This window comes from Enterobacteriaceae endosymbiont of Plateumaris consimilis, from assembly GCF_012563145.1.
GTDB lineage: Bacteria > Pseudomonadota > Gammaproteobacteria > Enterobacterales > Enterobacteriaceae.
Genome location: NZ_CP046230.1, coordinates 183,462 through 201,705, shown reverse-complemented (window position 1 = coordinate 201,705; position 18,244 = coordinate 183,462). Strand labels below are relative to the sequence as shown.

Here is an 18,244-nt window from a genome sequence, read left to right as displayed (position 1 = left end):
ATAATTAAAATCTTTGTTAATAAATTTTAATATAATTAAAAATTTAAACTCTTTTATATTTAAATAAATTTTTGTAAATTTATTAATTAAAATTAAATCTAGTATATTTAAAATATGATAAAAAACAATAATTTAATATGGATAGATCTAGAAATGACAGGATTAAATCCTAATTTAAATCGAATTATTGAAATAGCTATTATAATTACAGATAATAATTTAAATATATTAATAGAAGGACCTATTATAGCAATTCATCAATTAAAACAAGAATTAGATAAAATGGATTCATGGAATATGAATACACATACAAAAACTGGATTAATTAATAAAGTTAATAAAAGTATATTTAATGAAAAAAAAGCTGAAAAACATATTTTAAATTTTTTAAAATTATGGGTTTATCCTCAAAAATCTCCTATGTGTGGAAATAGTATTTGTCAAGATAGAAGATTTATATATAATTATATGCCTAATTTAGAAAAATATTTTCATTATCGTAATATTGATGTAAGCACTATAAAAGAACTAATAAAAATATGGAAAAAAAACACTATTATTAAATTTAATAAAAAAAACACACATAGTGCTATACAAGATATATATCAATCATTAGAAGAATTAAAATTTTATAGAAAAAATTTTTTTAAAGTCTAATTATATATTTATATAATAAATATTGACAATAAAATAATATTTTTATTATTATAAAATAATTTTTTAAAATTTGTTCAATTATGCGGGAATAGCTCAGATTGGTAGAGTACAACCTTGCCATGGTTGGGGTCGCGAGTTCGAATCTCGTTTCCCGCTAAAAATAATTGATTATTTAAAATAAATGTCTATAAAAATATTACCTAAAGAAATTATAAAACAAATAGCAGCTGGTGAAGTTATTGATAGACCGTCAGCAGTTATTAAAGAACTTATTGAAAATAGTATTGATGCTTTATCATCTCAAATAAATATTTTTATTGAAAAAGGAGGAGTTAAATTAATTAAAATTAATGACAATGGAATTGGTATGTCTAAAGATGATTTATTATTATGTTTAAAAAAATATGCAACAAGTAAAATAAAAAATTTAGATGATCTAGAGTCTTTTAAAAGTTTTGGTTTTAGAGGTGAAGCATTAACTAGTATTAAAAATATATCTAGAATAAAAATTATTTCAAAAACAGTATGCCAAAAGACAGCTTGGGAAATATATACAGAAGGTATGGATAGTAATATAACTTATATAAAACCATCACCAAATTCTGTAGGAACAACAATAGAAGTATTAGATCTTTTTTATAATATGCCAGTTAGGAGAAAATTTATACCTAATAATAAAATAGAATTTATATATATTAAAAATATAATTAAATCTTTTATTTTAATGAAATTAAATATAGGTATTAAATTTATTTATAATAATAAAGTTATTTATAATTTTCCAAAAGTAGAAAATAATATTTCCTATATTAATAGAATTAATAAAATATGTGGTAAAGATTTTATTAATCAATCATTAAAAATAAACTCAAATGATTATAAAATGAGTTTATTTGGTTGGATTACAATCCCTGAAAGTAAATATTATTCGAATAATATAAAGAAATATTTTTATATTAATAATCGTCTTATCAATAATAAATTTATTAATCATATTATTAAAGAAATATGTAAAATTAAATTTGGTTGTTACTATCATCAATCATTTTTAATCTATTTAGAAATTGAACCAAATAAAATTGATATTAATGTACATCCACAAAAAAAAGATGTAAATTTTTTTCAATTAGAATTGATTTATAATTTTTTTTATAAAAGTATATTAAATTCTTCACTTTATTTTACAAATAAAAAAATTTTTTTTAATCAAAATAAAAAAAATACTGATGTTGTTATAAAAAAAAATAAAAAAAATATAGATAATTATTATAATAATAATTTTTTTAATAAAATTAATAAAAAAAAACTAGTTATATTAAAAAATATTCCTCTTTTTCATTTTAAAAATTTTGGTATATTAAGAACAATAATCAAAAATACTTGGATTATAGTTGAAAAAAATGATATTTTGTTTTATCTTTCTGTAAAAGAAATAGAATTTTTATTACTTAAAATTAAATATAAATTTTATTTAGAAAATCAAAATAATATTGAAATTATTTTTTTAAATTTACAAATAAAATTAATCCAAAAAGAATTAGATATTTTTAATAGATTAAAAAAAATTTTAAAAATTTTAGGATTTAATTTTGTTATAAATAAATTTAATAAATATCAATTAAGATTAATATCAATACCTTCTTTATTAGAAAATTTTGATATACAATCATTTTTTATAAATTTATTCAAATATTGTCTAATTAAAAATAACATTACTTTTAAAAAAATATTAAAATGGATATTTACATATATTATTAATATAACAAAATTATGGGATTATTTTAAAACAATTGATTTATTAATGGAGTTAGAATTATTTATTTTGAATAATAATACTATTATAATTAAAAAGTTATTTTATCCAATAAATTTTAATAATATATTATATGAATAATAAATTACCACCAATAATATTTTTAATGGGTACTACAGCTTCAAGAAAAACTTATTTAGCAATGAAATTATCGAAAATTTTTCCTATTGAATTAATAAGTGTAGATTCTTCTTTAATATATAAATGGATGAATATAGGTACAGCTAAACCAAATAAAAAAGATCTTTATTATACCAAACATTGGTTAATTGATATTAAAGAGCCTTATGAATATTATTCTGTATTTGAATTTTATTATGATGTTTTAAAAATTATTAAACTAATAATTAAAAAAGGCAAAATACCATTATTAGTTGGTGGTAGTATGTTTTACTATAAAAAATTAATTGAACCAATTTCTTCTTTACCATCGACTAATGTTCACATTCGTAATTTTATTATTAAGAAAATTAATAATCATAGTAAATATAAAACTTTACATGATTTATTAAATAAAGTGGATTCATGTTCCGCAAATAAAATTCATCCTTCTGATTTACAAAGAAATTTAAGAGCATTAGAAGTATTTTTTCTAACAGGTAAACCGTTAAGTCAACTAATAAAAATTAAAAAAAATAAAATTCCTTACAAAATATATCAATTTGCTCTTACTTATTATAATCGTAATAAATTACATGATGCTATAAATGAAAGATTAATTAAAATGTTTCAATTAGGATTTGAAACAGAAGTAAGACATCTTTTACATAACAAAAAATTACAAATAAATTTTCCTTCAATGCGTTGCATTGGTTATAAACCCATGTATTTTTATATTAAAAATGAAATAAATTATACAGATATGTTTAATCAAATAATTTTATCTACACGTCATTTAGCTAAAAAGCAATTAACATGGCTTAAAAATTGGAATAATATATATTGGTTAAATAGTGAAAATTTAGATTCTGCATATAATTCTATGATAAAAGTCATAAATAAAATATTTTTATAAAAATAATTTTATGATTAATATAAAAATATGATATATATAAATAACTAAAATTATATAATAAAATTAAAATTTTTATTTTAACAAAAATTAAAAAAGTATGGGTCAAAATAATTTCAATAAAAACAAACCAATAAAATATTTTTCTATATTTTTTTTATTAATTTTTTTATTTTTCTTTGTTAATGGATTTTATATTATAAAAAATACAGATAAAGGTATTATTATTAGATTAGGTAAGTTATATAATTTAGTTTCTCCAGGATTACATTGGAGAATTATTTTTTTAGATAAAATTAATATTGTAAATATTATTTCTGTAAAACAATTAATTACAGATGGGATGATATTAACTTCAGATTTAAATTTAGTTAATACTAAAGTAACTGTACAATATAAAATATTTGATCCATTAGCTTATACAATGTCAAATCAATATTTAATGAAGAATTTTCAACAATCTATTGATAGTGTTTTAAATGAAGTAATAGGAAAATTCTCAATAAATTATATTTTAACTAAAAACGATAATATAATAAGTAATGAAATTAAACAAAAATTACAATTAATAGTACGAAAATATAATTTTGGTATTAATATTTTAGATATTAATCTTGAATATTTTAAACTTCCTCAGGAAGTAGAAAAATCATTTCATGATTTTTTTCTTATTCAAGAAAATAGAAAACATTATATAAGAAATGCAATGTTATATTGTGAAAAAAAATGTTTTCAAAGAAAAAAAATAATTTTTTGTATAAAAAAACAAGATAAATCATATATATTAGAAATAATTATTAAAAAATTGTCTAAAGTAAAACAATGTAATAATTTTTTATGTTTATATAATTTATTCAAAAAAATTCAAATACAAAGTACAAATTTAAGAATAATAGAAAATATATTTAGTAATTGTAAACAATTTATTATTAAAAATAATAATATATTATTAATAATAGATAAAAATTATAAAAATAATATATTTAAAATATTTTTTATAAATCTAATTTAATTAAAAGAATTTAAAAAAATGTATAAATGTTTAATTTATTTATTAATAATTCTATTAAATTTTTTTTATTTATCTGTATTTATTATTAATGAAGGATATGTTGGTATTCACATATGTAATAATAACTATAAAACAAAAGATATTATTACTATATATAAACCAGGATTATATTTTAAAATTCCATTTTTAAATACAATTAAAATTTTACATACTGGATTATTAAATACTAATTTTGAAATTGGAAAATTTGTTTTAAATTCTAAAAAAGATTTAATAATTAAAGGATATATAATATGGAAAATTATTGATTTTAAGAAATATATTTCAGCAACTAATGGTAATTTGATTCAAACTGAAATTATACTTAAAAAAAAATTTAGTGAGAAATTACAATTTGAACTTGATAAATTAAATATTGAAAATATTTTTAATAATGATGATGAATTTTCAATAAAAAATTTATTAAATTGTAATTATAATACAATTAAAAATTTGAAAAAAAACTTTATATCTCAATTAATTTTTCAAAATAATAACAAAATTATTATTAATAATTTAGCTGATATTGGAATTAGTATTATTGATGTTAGAATAAAAAATGTTCTTTTATCTAAAGAAATATTAAAAAGTATATTTGATCGTATAAATTATGAAAAAAAATATATTATTTATAATCAAGAAAATCAAGCAAAAGAAATTGCAGAAAAAATTAAATGTAAAATTAAACATAAAAACATTATTTTAATAAATAATATTTAATATATTTTTAAAATATAAAAAATATTATAATTCATATAGTTTATATTATTTTATAATTTGTTTTTAATAAAACATTTTTAAATATAATTATTTACTTTAAATTTAAAGGGTGAAAATATAATTCATTGATTAATAATAATTATTATGAATAAAAATATAATCATATTAGGTATACAATGGGGAGATGAAGGGAAAAGTAAAATTATAGATTTACTTAGTAAAAAAGTAAATTATATTGTACGTTATCAAGGAGGAAATAATACAGGACATACAATCTCAATTAATAATAAAAAAATTATTTTACATTTAATCTCTTCAGGAACTATATATAATAATATTAAAACCATTATAGGTAATGGAGTAGTTATATCTCCTAAAAATCTTTTAAAAGAAATAAAAAAATTAGAAAATTTAAATATTATAGTTAAAAATAAACTTTTTTTATCTACTATGTGTCCATTAATTTTAGAAAATCATATTGCTATGGAATTAGCTCAAGCAAATTTTTTTAAAAAAAAATTAATAGGTACTATGAATAAAAATATGAAACCATCATGCATAGATAAAATATCTGAATACACATTACGTATAGATGATTTATTTAATAAAGATATTTTTGCTAAAAAATTGAAAAAAGTTATTGATTACTATAATTTTCAGTTAGTTAATTTTTACAAAAGTAATTCTGTAAATTATAAAAAAGTATTAGAAGATACATTAGATATATCAGAAAATATTACTAAAATGTCTATAGATGTAAGTGAATTTTTATATAAAGCAAAACAAAAAAATAAAAAAATTATTTTTGAAGGTATCCAAAGTTCATTTTTAGATATTGATCATGGATATCCTTATGTTACTTATTCTAATAATACAGTTGGAAGTGCAATTACTGGTACTGGAATAGGTCCTTTATATATAAATTATATTTTAGGAATAGTTAAAGCTTATACTACTAGAGTAGATTCTGGACCTCTTCCTACAGAGATATTTGGCAAATATAATATATATATTAGTAATAAAGGAAAAGAATTTAGTTTAATAACTGGTAAAAAACGTCGTATTGGTTGGTTAGATATTAATTTTTTAAAAAAAGCTATAGTAATTAATTCTTTAAGCAGTCTTTGTTTAACTAAATTAGATGTTTTGGATGGTTTAGATTTTATTAAATTATGTATTGCTTATATAACAACTTCGGGTAAAAAAATATTTAATTTACCTAAAAAAAAAGAAGATTGGAATTGTATAAAACCAGTATATGAAATTCATCCTGGATGGAAAGAAAATACACATGGTATTACAAATATATTAAAATTACCTCAAGCAGCTTTTAATTATATTAAAAGAATAGAAGAGTTAACTAATATTAATATTAGTATAATTTCTACTGGTTACGATCTTAATCATGTTATTATGTTAGATAATTTTTTATAATTATATTTATTTATATAAAAAAACATTTTTATTTAAATAAATTAAACTCTTTTTTTTTAATTTTTTAAATGATATAATTAATTCTTTATTTTAAAATAAATTATATTTATGGAAGATGTTATTTTTGGAATTTATCCTGTAATAAATCTTTTAAAAAAAGATCCAAAATTATTTAAAAAAATTTGTATTTTAAATAATAAAAAAATTACAAATAAAATTAAAGAAATATTTATTAATATAAAAAAATATAATATTCCATGTTATAAAGTAAAAAAACAATGGTTAGATAAAAAAACTAATAATCATGTACATCAAGGAATATTGGGTTTAATATATTTTAAACAACCTAAATATCATAAAAATGATATAATAAAAATTATTAAAAAATTTAAAAAACCATTTATTTTAATGTTAGATAGGATAACAGATCCACATAATTTAGGAGCATGTATAAGAACTGCTGTAGCAGCTAAAGTAAATATTATTATATTATCTAAACATCATTCTTCAAAATTAAATTCAACAGTTAAAAAGGTATCTTGTGGAACTTCAGAACAATTACCGATTATATTTGTAAATAATTTAGTTCAAATTATTAATTTATTAAAAAATAATAATATAACTATTATAGGAACTGATACTAAAAGTAAAAATATTCTTTTTGATAAAAAAATATATCTACCAATATGTGTAATTATGGGATCAGAACATAAAGGAATACGCCCTATTATAAAAAATAATTGTGATATGTTATTAAACATACCATTATTTAATAATGTTAATTCTTTAAATGTTTCTGTATCTACTGGTATTTTTCTATTTGAAATAATAAGACAAAATTTATTTTTAAAATAGTAAAAATGATATAATGTATTATTTAAAAAATAATTTTACTATTTAATATAAAATTGAGATTTTATTATGAATAATAATCCTTTTCTTAAAAATTTTATTTTACCTCCATTCAATAAAATTGAATATAAATTCATAATACCTGCTATTCAAATAACTATTAATAATAATAAATTATTAATAAATAAATTATTAAAAAAATATGAAAATATTTATAATTGGGAAAATTTTTGTCAACCAATTTTGGAATTAGATGAAAATTTTAATCGTATTTGTTCTATAATAAATCATTTAAACTATGTAAAACATACTGATGAATTACGTAAAATATATAATATTTTTATTGAAATAATTAATGAATATAATTTATGGATTAAACAAAATAGAACATTATATAATGCTTATATCTTTATAAAAAAAAATAAGTTTTATTTACTTGATCATACGAAAAAAAAATCTATTAATAATATATTACATTATTATGAATTATCAGGAATTAAGTTAACTGATAAAAATAAAAAAAAATATATGAAAATTATGAAAAATCTATCTCATTTAAGTATTATTTTTAATAATAATATGTTTGATAGTATAACATCTTGGAAATTAAATATTTTAAACAAAATAGAATTAAAAGGTATACCTAATAATATTCTTAATTTAATTAAAGATAATGCTAAAAAAAAAAATCAAAAAGGATATTTATTATCTTTAGATATACCAATCTATTTGGGAATAATGCAATTTTGTGAAAATAAAACACTTCGTAAAACATTATATTATGCTTATAATACTAGAGCTTCAAATAAAGATAAAAAAAATTGTTGGGATAATTTTCCTATTATAATTAAATTATTAAAATCACGTTATGAATTAGCAAATTTATTAGGATATAATTCTTATACAGAAAAATCTCTTATAGACAAATCAGTTAAAAATTACAACAAAATCATATTCTTTCTTAAAAATTTAATTAAACATTCTTACAATCAAGCTCAAAAAGAAGTTTCTGACTTAAAAATTTTTGTTAAAAAAAAATATAATTTAATAGAAATTAAACCATGGGATACTTTATTTTATATAGAAAAATATAAATACCATCTTTATGGTATAAATGATGATATTATATGTTCTTACTTTCCATTATCTCATGTTATATACGGATTGTTTAAAGTTGTAAATAAAATTTTTGGTTTAATTTTTAAAAAAAGAAAAGTAAATGTGTGGGACAAAAATATATTATTTTTTGATGTTTTTAATGAAAATAATGAGTTATATGGAAGTATATATTTTGATTTATATATTCGTCAAAATAAAAGAAATGGAGCTTGGATGGATATTTGTCAGTCTAGATTAATGAAATCTGATAATATATTACAATATCCAGTAGCTTATGTTAACTGTAATTTTACTATTCCTATTGTTGATGATATTACTTTATTAACTCATAATGATGTTATAACATTATTTCACGAATTTGGACATGCACTACATCATATAATAACAAAAATTAATATACCTAACATTTCAGGAATAAATGGAATTTATTTTGATATAGTAGAGTTTCCTAGTCAATTTATAGAGTCTTTATGTTGGGAACCAAAAGTTATTTCTTTAATTTCTAAACATTATCAAACTAATCAAATTATGCCACAAAAAATGGTGGATAATTTAGTTAAATCTAAACAATATAATTCTGCATTATCTATGATGCGTCAAATTGAATTAAGTTTATTTGATATAAAAATTCATAATGAATTTAATCCTATAAAAGATAATAATCAAATATTACAATTAATGTATGAAATTAGATCTAATCTAGTTTCTATTGTACAAACTCCATCTTGGAATAAATATATAAATATTTTTAATCATATATTCGCAGGAGAGTATGCAGCTGGTTATTATAGTTATTTATGGTCAGAACAATTAGCTGCGGATTCTTTTTTATATTTTAAAGAAAATAATTTATTTAATAAAAAAATAGGAAAAAAATTTTTAGATAACTTTTTATCTCAAATAAATATTAAAGATCCTTTTGTTTTATTTGAAAAATTCAGAAATAGAAAATTAGATAGTAATATTTTGCTTATACATAAAGGAATTAAAATTTCAAAAAAATAATTATTAATAATATACATATAAAATATTTTATGAAAAATATAAGAAATTTTTCCATTATTGCTCATATTGATCATGGAAAATCTACATTTGCAGATCGTTTAATAGAATTATGTGGTGGTTTATCTAATAGAGAAATGAAATCACAAGTATTAGATACTATGGAGTTAGAAAAAGAAAGAGGAATTACAATAAAAGCACAGAGTGTAACTCTAAATTATCAGTCAAAAAATAAAAATATATATAAATTAAATTTTATTGATACTCCAGGACATGTTGATTTTTCTTATGAAGTATCTAGATCTTTATCTGCATGCGAAGGTGCTCTATTATTAATAGATGCTGTTCAAGGTATTGAAGCACAAACATTATCTAATTGTCATATTGCTATAAAAATGGGATTAAAAGTTTTGCCTGTTATTAATAAAATTGATTTGTTAAACGCTAATATTGATAAAGTTCAAAAAGAAATAGAAGAAATTATAGGAATTAAATCGAAACTTAATTTGAAATGTTCTGCAAAAACAGGATTTGGTGTTTTAGAAATAATAGAAGAAATAGTAAATCAAATTCCATTTCCTTCTGGAAAATCTTCTTTTCCTTTACAAGCATTAATTATAGATTCTTGGTTTAATAATTATTTAGGAGTAGTATCATTAATTAGAATTAAAAATGGTAGTGTTAGTAAAGGAGATAAAATTATAATTTTGAATACACAAAAAAAATATTTTGTAGAACGATTAGGTATTTTTACTCCTAAACAAATAGAATTAAAAAAATTAAATTGTGGAGAAGTTGGTTGGATAATTTTTGGTGTAAAAAATATTAGTGAACTTCCAGTAGGAAGTACTATAACATTATATTCTAATCCATCTCATGTTATATTATCTGGATTTCAAAAAATAAAACCTCAAGTATATGCAAGTTTATTTCCGATTTCTTCTAGTGATTATAATATATTTAATAATGCATTAAAAAAATTGAGTTTAAATGATGCATCATTATTTTTTGAACCAGAAAATTCTAGTATATTAGGTTATGGTTATAGATGTGGTTTTTTAGGTTTACTACATATGGAAATTATACAACAAAGATTAGAACGTGAATATAATATTCATATTATTACTACTATGCCTACAGTAAAATACCAAATAGAAACAATAGATAAAAAAATTATTTATGCAGATAATCCATCTAAATTTCCAGAAATTAATAAAATTAAAGAATTAAGGGAACCAATTGCTAAATGTAATATTTTATCTCCTATAAAATATATAGGTAATATAATGAAGTTATGTGCAGAAAAAAACGGAGTACATATTAATATGATTTATCATACTAATCAAGTATTATTAATATATGAAATACCTATGTTGGAAGTTATTATTAGTTTTTTTGATAATTTGAAATCAATATCTAGTGGTTATGCATCACTTAATTATCATTTTATTAAATTTAAAAAATCTGATTTAGTGTGTGTTAATATATTAATTAATCAAAAACGTGTTGATGCATTAACTACTATTACTTATAAAAATAAAATTTATTATTATTGTAATTTATTAGTAGAAAAAATAAAAAAATTAATTCCGAGACAACAATTTGATATAAAAATACAAGCTGCTATAGGAAGAAATATTATTTCTAGTTCTACTATTAAACAACTTAGAAAAAATGTTATAGCAAAATGTTATGGAGGAGATATAAGCCGTAAAAAAAAATTAATTCAAAAACAAAAAGAAGGAAAAAAAAAAATGAAAGTTATTGGTAATGTTTTATTACCTACTTCTATATTTTTATCTATATTAAAGATAACAAAATGAATAATTTATTTGCTGTAAGTATAAAAAATATGAATAATAATATATTTCAATTAATATTAATTTTTAGTTTATTAATAACAGGATGTATATGGATTTATTATAAAATCATAATATTATATATTTTTTATAAAAAAAGACATAATCAAAATATATATTATTATAATATTAGTAAGTATAGAGAATCTTGGAAAAGAGAAATTGGATCTTTATTCCCTATTATATTAATAGTATTTTTAATTCGTTCTTTTGTATATGAACCATTTTATATTCCATCAGAATCTATGATGCCAACGTTATTTATAGGAGATTTTATTTTAGTTAATAAATTTATTTATGGTATAAAAAATCCATTAAATAATAATTATATTATAAATAATAAAAATCCTAAAAGAGGAGATGTTGTTGTTTTTCAATTCCCTCAAAATCCTAAAGAAAATTATATTAAAAGAGTAATAGGTTTACCAGGAGATAAAATTATATATAATGCTAAAAATAAGCAAATTTTTATATATCCTATTAATAAAAATAAAAAAATTATTCAATATAAAAATTTTAAAATCAGTGATTATGTTCAAATGTTTAAATGTTTTAATAAACATTTAAATAAGAATATTATTATTTATAATATTCATAAAAAATATATATTTGGTGGTTTAAAATTATTTGAATATACAGAAAAAATACATAATTTATCTCATAAAATTTTATTTTCACCTGAAATAATGCAAACATTAAAAATATATCGTCAAAAGAATCAATCAGATTATACATGGATAGTACCTTATAATCATTATTTTGTTATGGGGGATAATCGTGATGATAGTTATGACAGTCGTTATTGGGGTTTTGTAGATAGAAAATATTTATTAGGTAAAGCTACTTATATTTGGATGAGTTTAGAAAAACAAGAAAATAAATGGCCATCTAAAATACGTTTTTATAGAATAAAAAAAATTAAATAATATTAATTATTATATAAAATATAAAAATATAAGAATATAATTCTGTGAATTTTATTATGATGAATCGATTACAACAAAAGTTAGGTTACATTTTTAAACATCAAAATTTATTGTATCAAGCTTTAACTCATCGAAGTGCAAGCTGTAAACATAACGAAAGATTAGAATTTTTAGGAGATTCTATACTTAGTTATATTATTGCTAAAGAATTATACAATAAATTTCCTAACATAAATGAAGGTAATATGAGTCGTATGAGAGCTACTTTAGTAAGAGGTAATACATTAGCTAGTATTGCTAGATCATTTAAATTAGGTGAATATTTATTATTAGGTCCAGGAGAATTAAAAAATGGAGGATATAATAGAGAATCTATTTTAGCAGATACTATGGAAGCTTTAATTGGTAGTATTTGTATAGATTCTAATATTAGAATTGTAGAAAAAATTATATTAAAATGGTATAAGTTTAGATTAAAAGAAATCATACCTGGAAATAATCAAAAAGATCCTAAAACAAAATTACAAGAATATTTACAAAGATCTCATTTACCATTACCATATTATTTTATAATACAGATAAATGGAGAAGTACATAATCAAAAATTTACTATTCAATGTAAAATTAACGGTATGTCAGAAATAATAACAGGAATAGGTTCTAGTCGTCGTAAAGCAGAACAATCGGCAGCAAAACATGCATTAATTAAATTAGGAATTTAATTTATAATATAGGTTTTTAAAAAAGTGAATAAAATAATATCTTTTTATTTTGGTAGAGTTTTAATGTTAGGTAGAACTAATTCAGGAAAATCTACATTATTAAATCAATTAATAGGAAAAAAAATTTCTATTACATCTCATAAAATAAATACTACTTGTTTTAATATTTCTGGAATATATAATCACAAAAATTATCAAATTGAATATATTGATACTCCTGGTCTAATAGAGAATAATAATATTATTTATAATAGTTTATTTAGTAAAAATAATTTTGATGCAATTTTATTAGTTTTAGATCAAAACAAATGGAATTATATAGAAGAAAAAATTATAAAAATAATTAATAATATTATTATTTTTATTCCAATCATTATTGTAATTAATAAAATAGATAAAATCTATAATAAAACAATACTGTTATCACATATTAATTTTATTAAAAAAAAAATCTTTTTTACTGATGTAGTTATGATTTCAGCAAAAAAAAAGTTATATATTAATGATATTAATCATATTATATTTAAAATTTTACCTAACAAAAAACATGTATTTCCAAAAAATTATATTACAAATCAATCTAAAAAACTAATTATTTCTGAAATAATAAGAGAATATATTATAAGATATATTCATAATGAATTACCATATAAATTAAAAATTAAAATAGAATCATTTATTGAAAATCCAAAAACTCTCTCAAAAAATATTAATGTATTATTTTATGTTAAAAAATTAAGTCAAAAAAAAATATTAATAGGTAAAAATGCTAATATGATAAAATTTATTATAAATAGATCTCAAAATAGTATAGAAAAATTTTTTAATAAAAAAGTTACATTAAAAATATGGATTAAACTTAAATAAATTTAAATATCTTTTTAGATTTATTAATTTTAAATAAAATTTAATATGAAAATTATTGGAATAGGAATTGACATAGTAAAAGTTAGTCGAATTAAAAAAATTTTTGATAAATTTAAATATCGTTTTATACATAAAATTCTTACTATAAATGAAAAGAATAATTATAATAATAATTATAAAAATAATATATATTTTTTAGCTAAACATTTTGCTATTAAAGAATCAGCAGTAAAAGCTTTAAATACTGGATTTACTGACGGAATATTTTTTAATCAATTTGAATTATATTCTAATAAAAATGGTAAACCAAAATTAAAAATTTTTCATCAAGCATTAAATATTGCAAATAAAATGAAATATAAAAAAATTCACGTATCATTTTCTGATGAAAAAAAATATGTTTGTGCAATTGTTATAATTGAAGGTTAAGTTAATTAGATTAAATATTTTACTTAATGAGATTTTTGTTTTTTTATTAAATTATATGCTGCTTGTATATTTTGTGTTTTTATTTTAGCTTTTTCTAAAATTTCTGGAGAATATCCTTTTGATACTAATTTATCAGGATGATATTTACTCATTAATTTTCGATAAGCTCTTTTGATTTTTAATAGACTATCATTTTTTTGTACTCCTAATATTATATAAGCTTTATCTATATTTAATTGATTAGAATCCTCTTTATTATTATAATATTTATTGTTATTATTTTGATCATTATAATAATAATTAGATTGATTATCATAATAATTATATTGATCATCATAAAAATTATATTGATGATTATAATCATAATAAAAATTATCATTATAATAACTATTATTGTTATTATTATAATATTTAAAAAAATCTTTAAAAAAGAATGTTTTTGCTGAATTATTTATAATTAGATTATTTATAAAATATCTTATTTGTGTTTCAGATATATTGAATTGATTAAATATTATAAATAATATTTTTTTTGTTTTTTTATCTAAATAATCATTTATAAATGCTATTTTAATTTGAATTTCTATAAAATTATCTATTAAATCATTTCTAGTAATTAATATATTATATAAGTTATTTAATTTATAAATTAAAGGGTAATCATCTTTTTTACCATTTTTGAATGAATTTTGTGCAAATAAAATATCTTTTTTATCAAAATTCATATTTTTCATTAAGTCTGTAGTCATTTTAATATCTTTATTACTAATAAAACCTTTAGATTTACTAATATATCCCATAACTTCAAAAATAGTTTTTATGTATAATTTTTTTATTAATTCTTGATTATCAAAATATTGATTTTCGTTATAAATTTCATTTATTTTATCTATTATAGAACCAATTAAAATACCAAATATTATACTAGAAAAATTATTTCCAAAAATTATACTAATTAAAAAACCAATTAATTTACCCCAATACAACATATACTCCTCAATAAACATATGAAAAATTATAGTTTTATTTAATATCAATATATATTTATATAAATATTACTATACTATTTACAATTCATTTTATATTATATTATATAATAAATATTTTTTAATATTATTTATAAATAAAAATTAATATTATTTTAAATATTATTTTAAATATTTATTTAATTATAATATAAATTAAATTTTTATAATTAAAAATTTTATTTAAAAAAAAGGAAAAAAGTGAAAATTAAACAAATAATTTGTATTATTACTTTATGTTTTTTAACATATTATAATAATTTATATGCATCATTTCAAATGGTTGATCAAGTAGGAATTATTATTAATAATGATATGATTACAAAACAGGATATTTGTAATTTAATTAATGTATTTAATAAACAAAAAAATCAATACTTATTAATTAATTCAAATATTTTAAACAAAACAATTATTAAAAATTTATTTCTAAATAATATATCTTTACAAATAAGTAAAAATTATAATATTTATATACCAGATATAAATATTAATAATATTATTAATAATATATTAATGAATTTTAATATTAATATTAATATTTTTAATAAAGAACTTATAAATAATAAAATAAACTATAATGAATATCATAATTTTATAAAAAAAGAATTAATTGTTAATTTAATAAAACTTGAAATAGTAAAAAATACTATTGTTATTTTTGATGAAGAAGTACAATCTTTGAAACATTTTTTATATATGAAAGATAAAAAAAGAATACAATATAACATTACGATATTTTATATACCAATTAATAAAAATTCATTAAAAAATGATTACAATAAAAAATTGTATTTAACTACAATATTAATACATAAATTAAAAAATAATCATTTTATTTTATTTAGTAAAAAAAACATAAATTTTTACAAAAAAGAAGATATTCAAGTAAAAAATTTAGGTTGGATAACACAAGATTTTATTCCAGAAAAATTTATTAATTATTTAGATTTAGTAAATGTAAAAGACATAATAGGTCCTATATATTTAGATTCAGGATTTTATTTATTAAGAATTAATAATTTAAAAATTAATAATAATACGAATAAAAAAATTTTAATAAAATACATTTTTTTTAAAAAAAATAATTTAAATAAAAAATTATTAATTAATAAAATAAATAATATCCGTAATATGATTATTCATCATAAAGTAAGTTTTGAAAAAGCAATGAATTTGTTTTCTGATGAAAATAAATTAATTCAATCACATTCTAGAATAAATAATAAATGGATTCTTTTAGAAAATTTTTCTTTAGATATACAAAAAATTATTAATACATTAAAAATAAATGAAATTAGTTCTATTATTGAGAATAATAATGGTTTTTTTTTATTAAAATTGATAAATGTTCAAGATCTTTCAAAAAAAGATTCTTTTTTTGAAAAAAAAGCAAAAGATATTATTTTTAGTCAAAAATTTTTTCAAGAATTAAATCATTGGTTTTTTACATATTTAAGTGGAGTATATATAAATAATATGTTAAATAATAATTATTAATTAAATTATTAATAATTTAATTATATACTAATCTTTATAAGAAATATAAAATGAAATTATTTTTTAAAAAAAAATATGGACAACATATCTTAAAAGATAAATTAGTTATTAATAGAATAATTTCTATTATTAATCCTAAATCTTCTAATATTATGGTAGAAATAGGACCTGGATTAGGTGCATTAACTATACCTATGATAAAATATAATAATTTTATATCAGTTATTGAAATAGATCAAAATTTTGTAAATTATTTAAAATGTAATAAAAAAATTATAGAATCTAAAATTATAATTTTTTTAGCTAATGTTTTAAAATTTAATTTTAATATTTTATTTAAAAAATACAAAAAAAAAATACGTATTTTTGGTAGTTTACCTTATAATATTGCTACTACATTAATTTTTTATTTATTTAAAAATTATATAAATGATATAAAAGATATGAATTTTATAATGCAAAAAGAAGTAGTAAATGCTTTAATTGCAAATACTGGTGAAAAAAATTATGGATGTTTAAGTATTATGTCACAATTTTATTGTAAGATAAAATCTTTAATAGAGATAAAACCAGTATCTTTTTATCCTGTTCCTAAAGTATTATCTAATATGGTATATATAAAACCTTATAAAAATAATCCTTATAAATTAAATAATATTAATTTATTAAAAATAGTGGTACAAAAAGCTTTTAGTATGAGAAGAAAAATATTACGTAATAGTTTAAAAGATCTATTTTCAATAGATGATTTAAACTATTTTGGTATAGATTATAAAATTCGTGCTGAAAATGTTTCAATATCGGAATATTGTCAATTAGCTAAATATTTAGAATTATACAGTCATTCTTTATAAAGGATATAAACTGATGAAATCATTATCTCAAGTTTATATAAAAATAGATAGTATTTATATAGAACCACAATCTATTCCTAAATCTAATCGTTATGTTTTTGCATATACTGTAACTGTTAATAATTTGAGTAAAAAATTATTACAACTAATAAGTCGTTATTGGATCATTACAAATGGTAACGGTAAAAAAACTCAAATACATGGTGAAGGAGTTATAGGTAAAAAACCATATATAAAACCAGGGAGTGATTTTAAATATACTAGTGGAACTATTTTAGAAACTCCAATTGGTACTATGCAAGGACATTACATTATGATAGATGAAAATGGAAATATTTTTCATGTAGATATTCCTGTTTTTCGTTTAGCAATTAAAACTTATATTCATTAATTTAAATTAAT

The 18,244-nt window shown here is 17.7% G+C and carries 17 protein-coding genes and 1 tRNA gene; 17 read left to right on the top strand and 1 reads right to left on the bottom strand.

Going from position 1 to position 18,244, the window contains the following annotated elements:
• Nucleotides 1-114: 114 nt before the first annotated feature.
• The 14 genes from orn to acpS all read left to right on the top strand — a co-directional run bounded on the left by orn (nucleotide 115) and on the right by acpS (nucleotide 14,463).
• On the top strand, nucleotides 115-657 hold the full coding sequence (gene orn, locus GJT81_RS00945; protein WP_169785479.1) for an oligoribonuclease: 543 nt from the start codon (nucleotides 115-117) through the stop codon (nucleotides 655-657).
• 82 nt (nucleotides 658-739) lie between these two features.
• Nucleotides 740-813, top strand: a tRNA-Gly gene (locus GJT81_RS00940).
• Between the two features lie 25 nt (nucleotides 814-838).
• Entirely contained in the window at nucleotides 839-2,551 is a 1,713-nt protein-coding gene (gene mutL, locus GJT81_RS00935; protein WP_169785478.1) for a DNA mismatch repair endonuclease MutL, read from the top strand.
• Entirely contained in the window at nucleotides 2,544-3,485 is a 942-nt protein-coding gene (miaA, locus tag GJT81_RS00930; protein ID WP_169785477.1) for a tRNA (adenosine(37)-N6)-dimethylallyltransferase MiaA, read from the top strand. Before mutL ends, miaA begins: the two co-directional genes overlap by 8 nt.
• A 97-nt stretch (nucleotides 3,486-3,582) precedes the next feature.
• A complete protein-coding gene (gene hflK / locus GJT81_RS00925) occupies nucleotides 3,583-4,494 on the top strand; it encodes an FtsH protease activity modulator HflK (protein WP_169785476.1) in 912 nt (303 codons plus the stop codon).
• Between the two features lie 18 nt (nucleotides 4,495-4,512).
• Complete coding sequence (gene hflC / locus GJT81_RS00920; RefSeq protein ID WP_169785475.1) at nucleotides 4,513-5,253, top strand: protease modulator HflC; 741 nt, start codon at nucleotides 4,513-4,515, stop codon at nucleotides 5,251-5,253.
• A 144-nt stretch (nucleotides 5,254-5,397) separates the two neighbouring features.
• Nucleotides 5,398-6,687, top strand: coding sequence for an adenylosuccinate synthase (locus GJT81_RS00915; RefSeq protein WP_169785474.1), 1,290 nt, complete (start codon nucleotides 5,398-5,400; stop codon nucleotides 6,685-6,687).
• A gap of 108 nt (nucleotides 6,688-6,795) precedes the next feature.
• Entirely contained in the window at nucleotides 6,796-7,542 is a 747-nt protein-coding gene (gene rlmB / locus GJT81_RS00910; RefSeq protein WP_169785473.1) for a 23S rRNA (guanosine(2251)-2'-O)-methyltransferase RlmB, read from the top strand.
• A gap of 66 nt (nucleotides 7,543-7,608) precedes the next feature.
• Nucleotides 7,609-9,663: a M3 family metallopeptidase gene (locus GJT81_RS00905; protein WP_169785472.1), complete on the top strand. Its 2,055-nt coding sequence runs from the start codon at nucleotides 7,609-7,611 to the stop codon at nucleotides 9,661-9,663.
• Between the two features lie 29 nt (nucleotides 9,664-9,692).
• A complete protein-coding gene (gene lepA, locus GJT81_RS00900; RefSeq protein ID WP_169785471.1) occupies nucleotides 9,693-11,483 on the top strand; it encodes a translation elongation factor 4 in 1,791 nt (596 codons plus the stop codon).
• On the top strand, nucleotides 11,480-12,445 hold the full coding sequence (lepB, locus tag GJT81_RS00895; RefSeq protein ID WP_247645446.1) for a signal peptidase I: 966 nt from the start codon (nucleotides 11,480-11,482) through the stop codon (nucleotides 12,443-12,445). Before lepA ends, lepB begins: the two co-directional genes overlap by 4 nt.
• Before the next feature lie 44 nt (nucleotides 12,446-12,489).
• Complete coding sequence (gene rnc, locus GJT81_RS00890) at nucleotides 12,490-13,167, top strand: ribonuclease III (RefSeq protein WP_169785470.1); 678 nt, start codon at nucleotides 12,490-12,492, stop codon at nucleotides 13,165-13,167.
• Between the two features lie 24 nt (nucleotides 13,168-13,191).
• Nucleotides 13,192-14,034, top strand: a complete 843-nt coding sequence (era, locus tag GJT81_RS00885; protein WP_169785469.1) for a GTPase Era — start codon at nucleotides 13,192-13,194, stop codon at nucleotides 14,032-14,034.
• 45 nt (nucleotides 14,035-14,079) lie between these two features.
• Nucleotides 14,080-14,463 carry a holo-ACP synthase gene (gene acpS, locus GJT81_RS00880; RefSeq protein WP_169785468.1) on the top strand — a complete coding sequence of 128 codons (384 nt, stop codon included), beginning with the start codon at nucleotides 14,080-14,082 and terminating at the stop codon, nucleotides 14,461-14,463.
• 23 nt (nucleotides 14,464-14,486) lie between these two features.
• Here the strand turns inward: acpS and djlA are convergent, their stop codons facing one another.
• Nucleotides 14,487-15,470, bottom strand: a complete 984-nt coding sequence (gene djlA, locus GJT81_RS00875) for a co-chaperone DjlA (protein ID WP_169785467.1) — start codon at nucleotides 15,468-15,470, stop codon at nucleotides 14,487-14,489.
• 219 nt (nucleotides 15,471-15,689) lie between these two features.
• On the opposite strand from djlA, the gene GJT81_RS00870 reads away from it, so the two are divergent.
• From GJT81_RS00870 to apaG, 3 genes are read left to right on the top strand one after another with little or no spacing between them, the layout of a single operon-like run.
• Nucleotides 15,690-16,988: a peptidylprolyl isomerase gene (locus GJT81_RS00870; protein WP_169785466.1), complete on the top strand. Its 1,299-nt coding sequence runs from the start codon at nucleotides 15,690-15,692 to the stop codon at nucleotides 16,986-16,988.
• 50 nt (nucleotides 16,989-17,038) lie between these two features.
• Nucleotides 17,039-17,842 carry a 16S rRNA (adenine(1518)-N(6)/adenine(1519)-N(6))-dimethyltransferase RsmA gene (gene rsmA, locus GJT81_RS00865; protein ID WP_169785465.1) on the top strand — a complete coding sequence of 268 codons (804 nt, stop codon included), beginning with the start codon at nucleotides 17,039-17,041 and terminating at the stop codon, nucleotides 17,840-17,842.
• Nucleotides 17,843-17,855: 13 nt separating this feature from the next.
• Complete coding sequence (gene apaG, locus GJT81_RS00860) at nucleotides 17,856-18,233, top strand: Co2+/Mg2+ efflux protein ApaG (protein ID WP_169785464.1); 378 nt, start codon at nucleotides 17,856-17,858, stop codon at nucleotides 18,231-18,233.
• The last annotated feature ends 11 nt before the right edge of the window (nucleotides 18,234-18,244 follow it).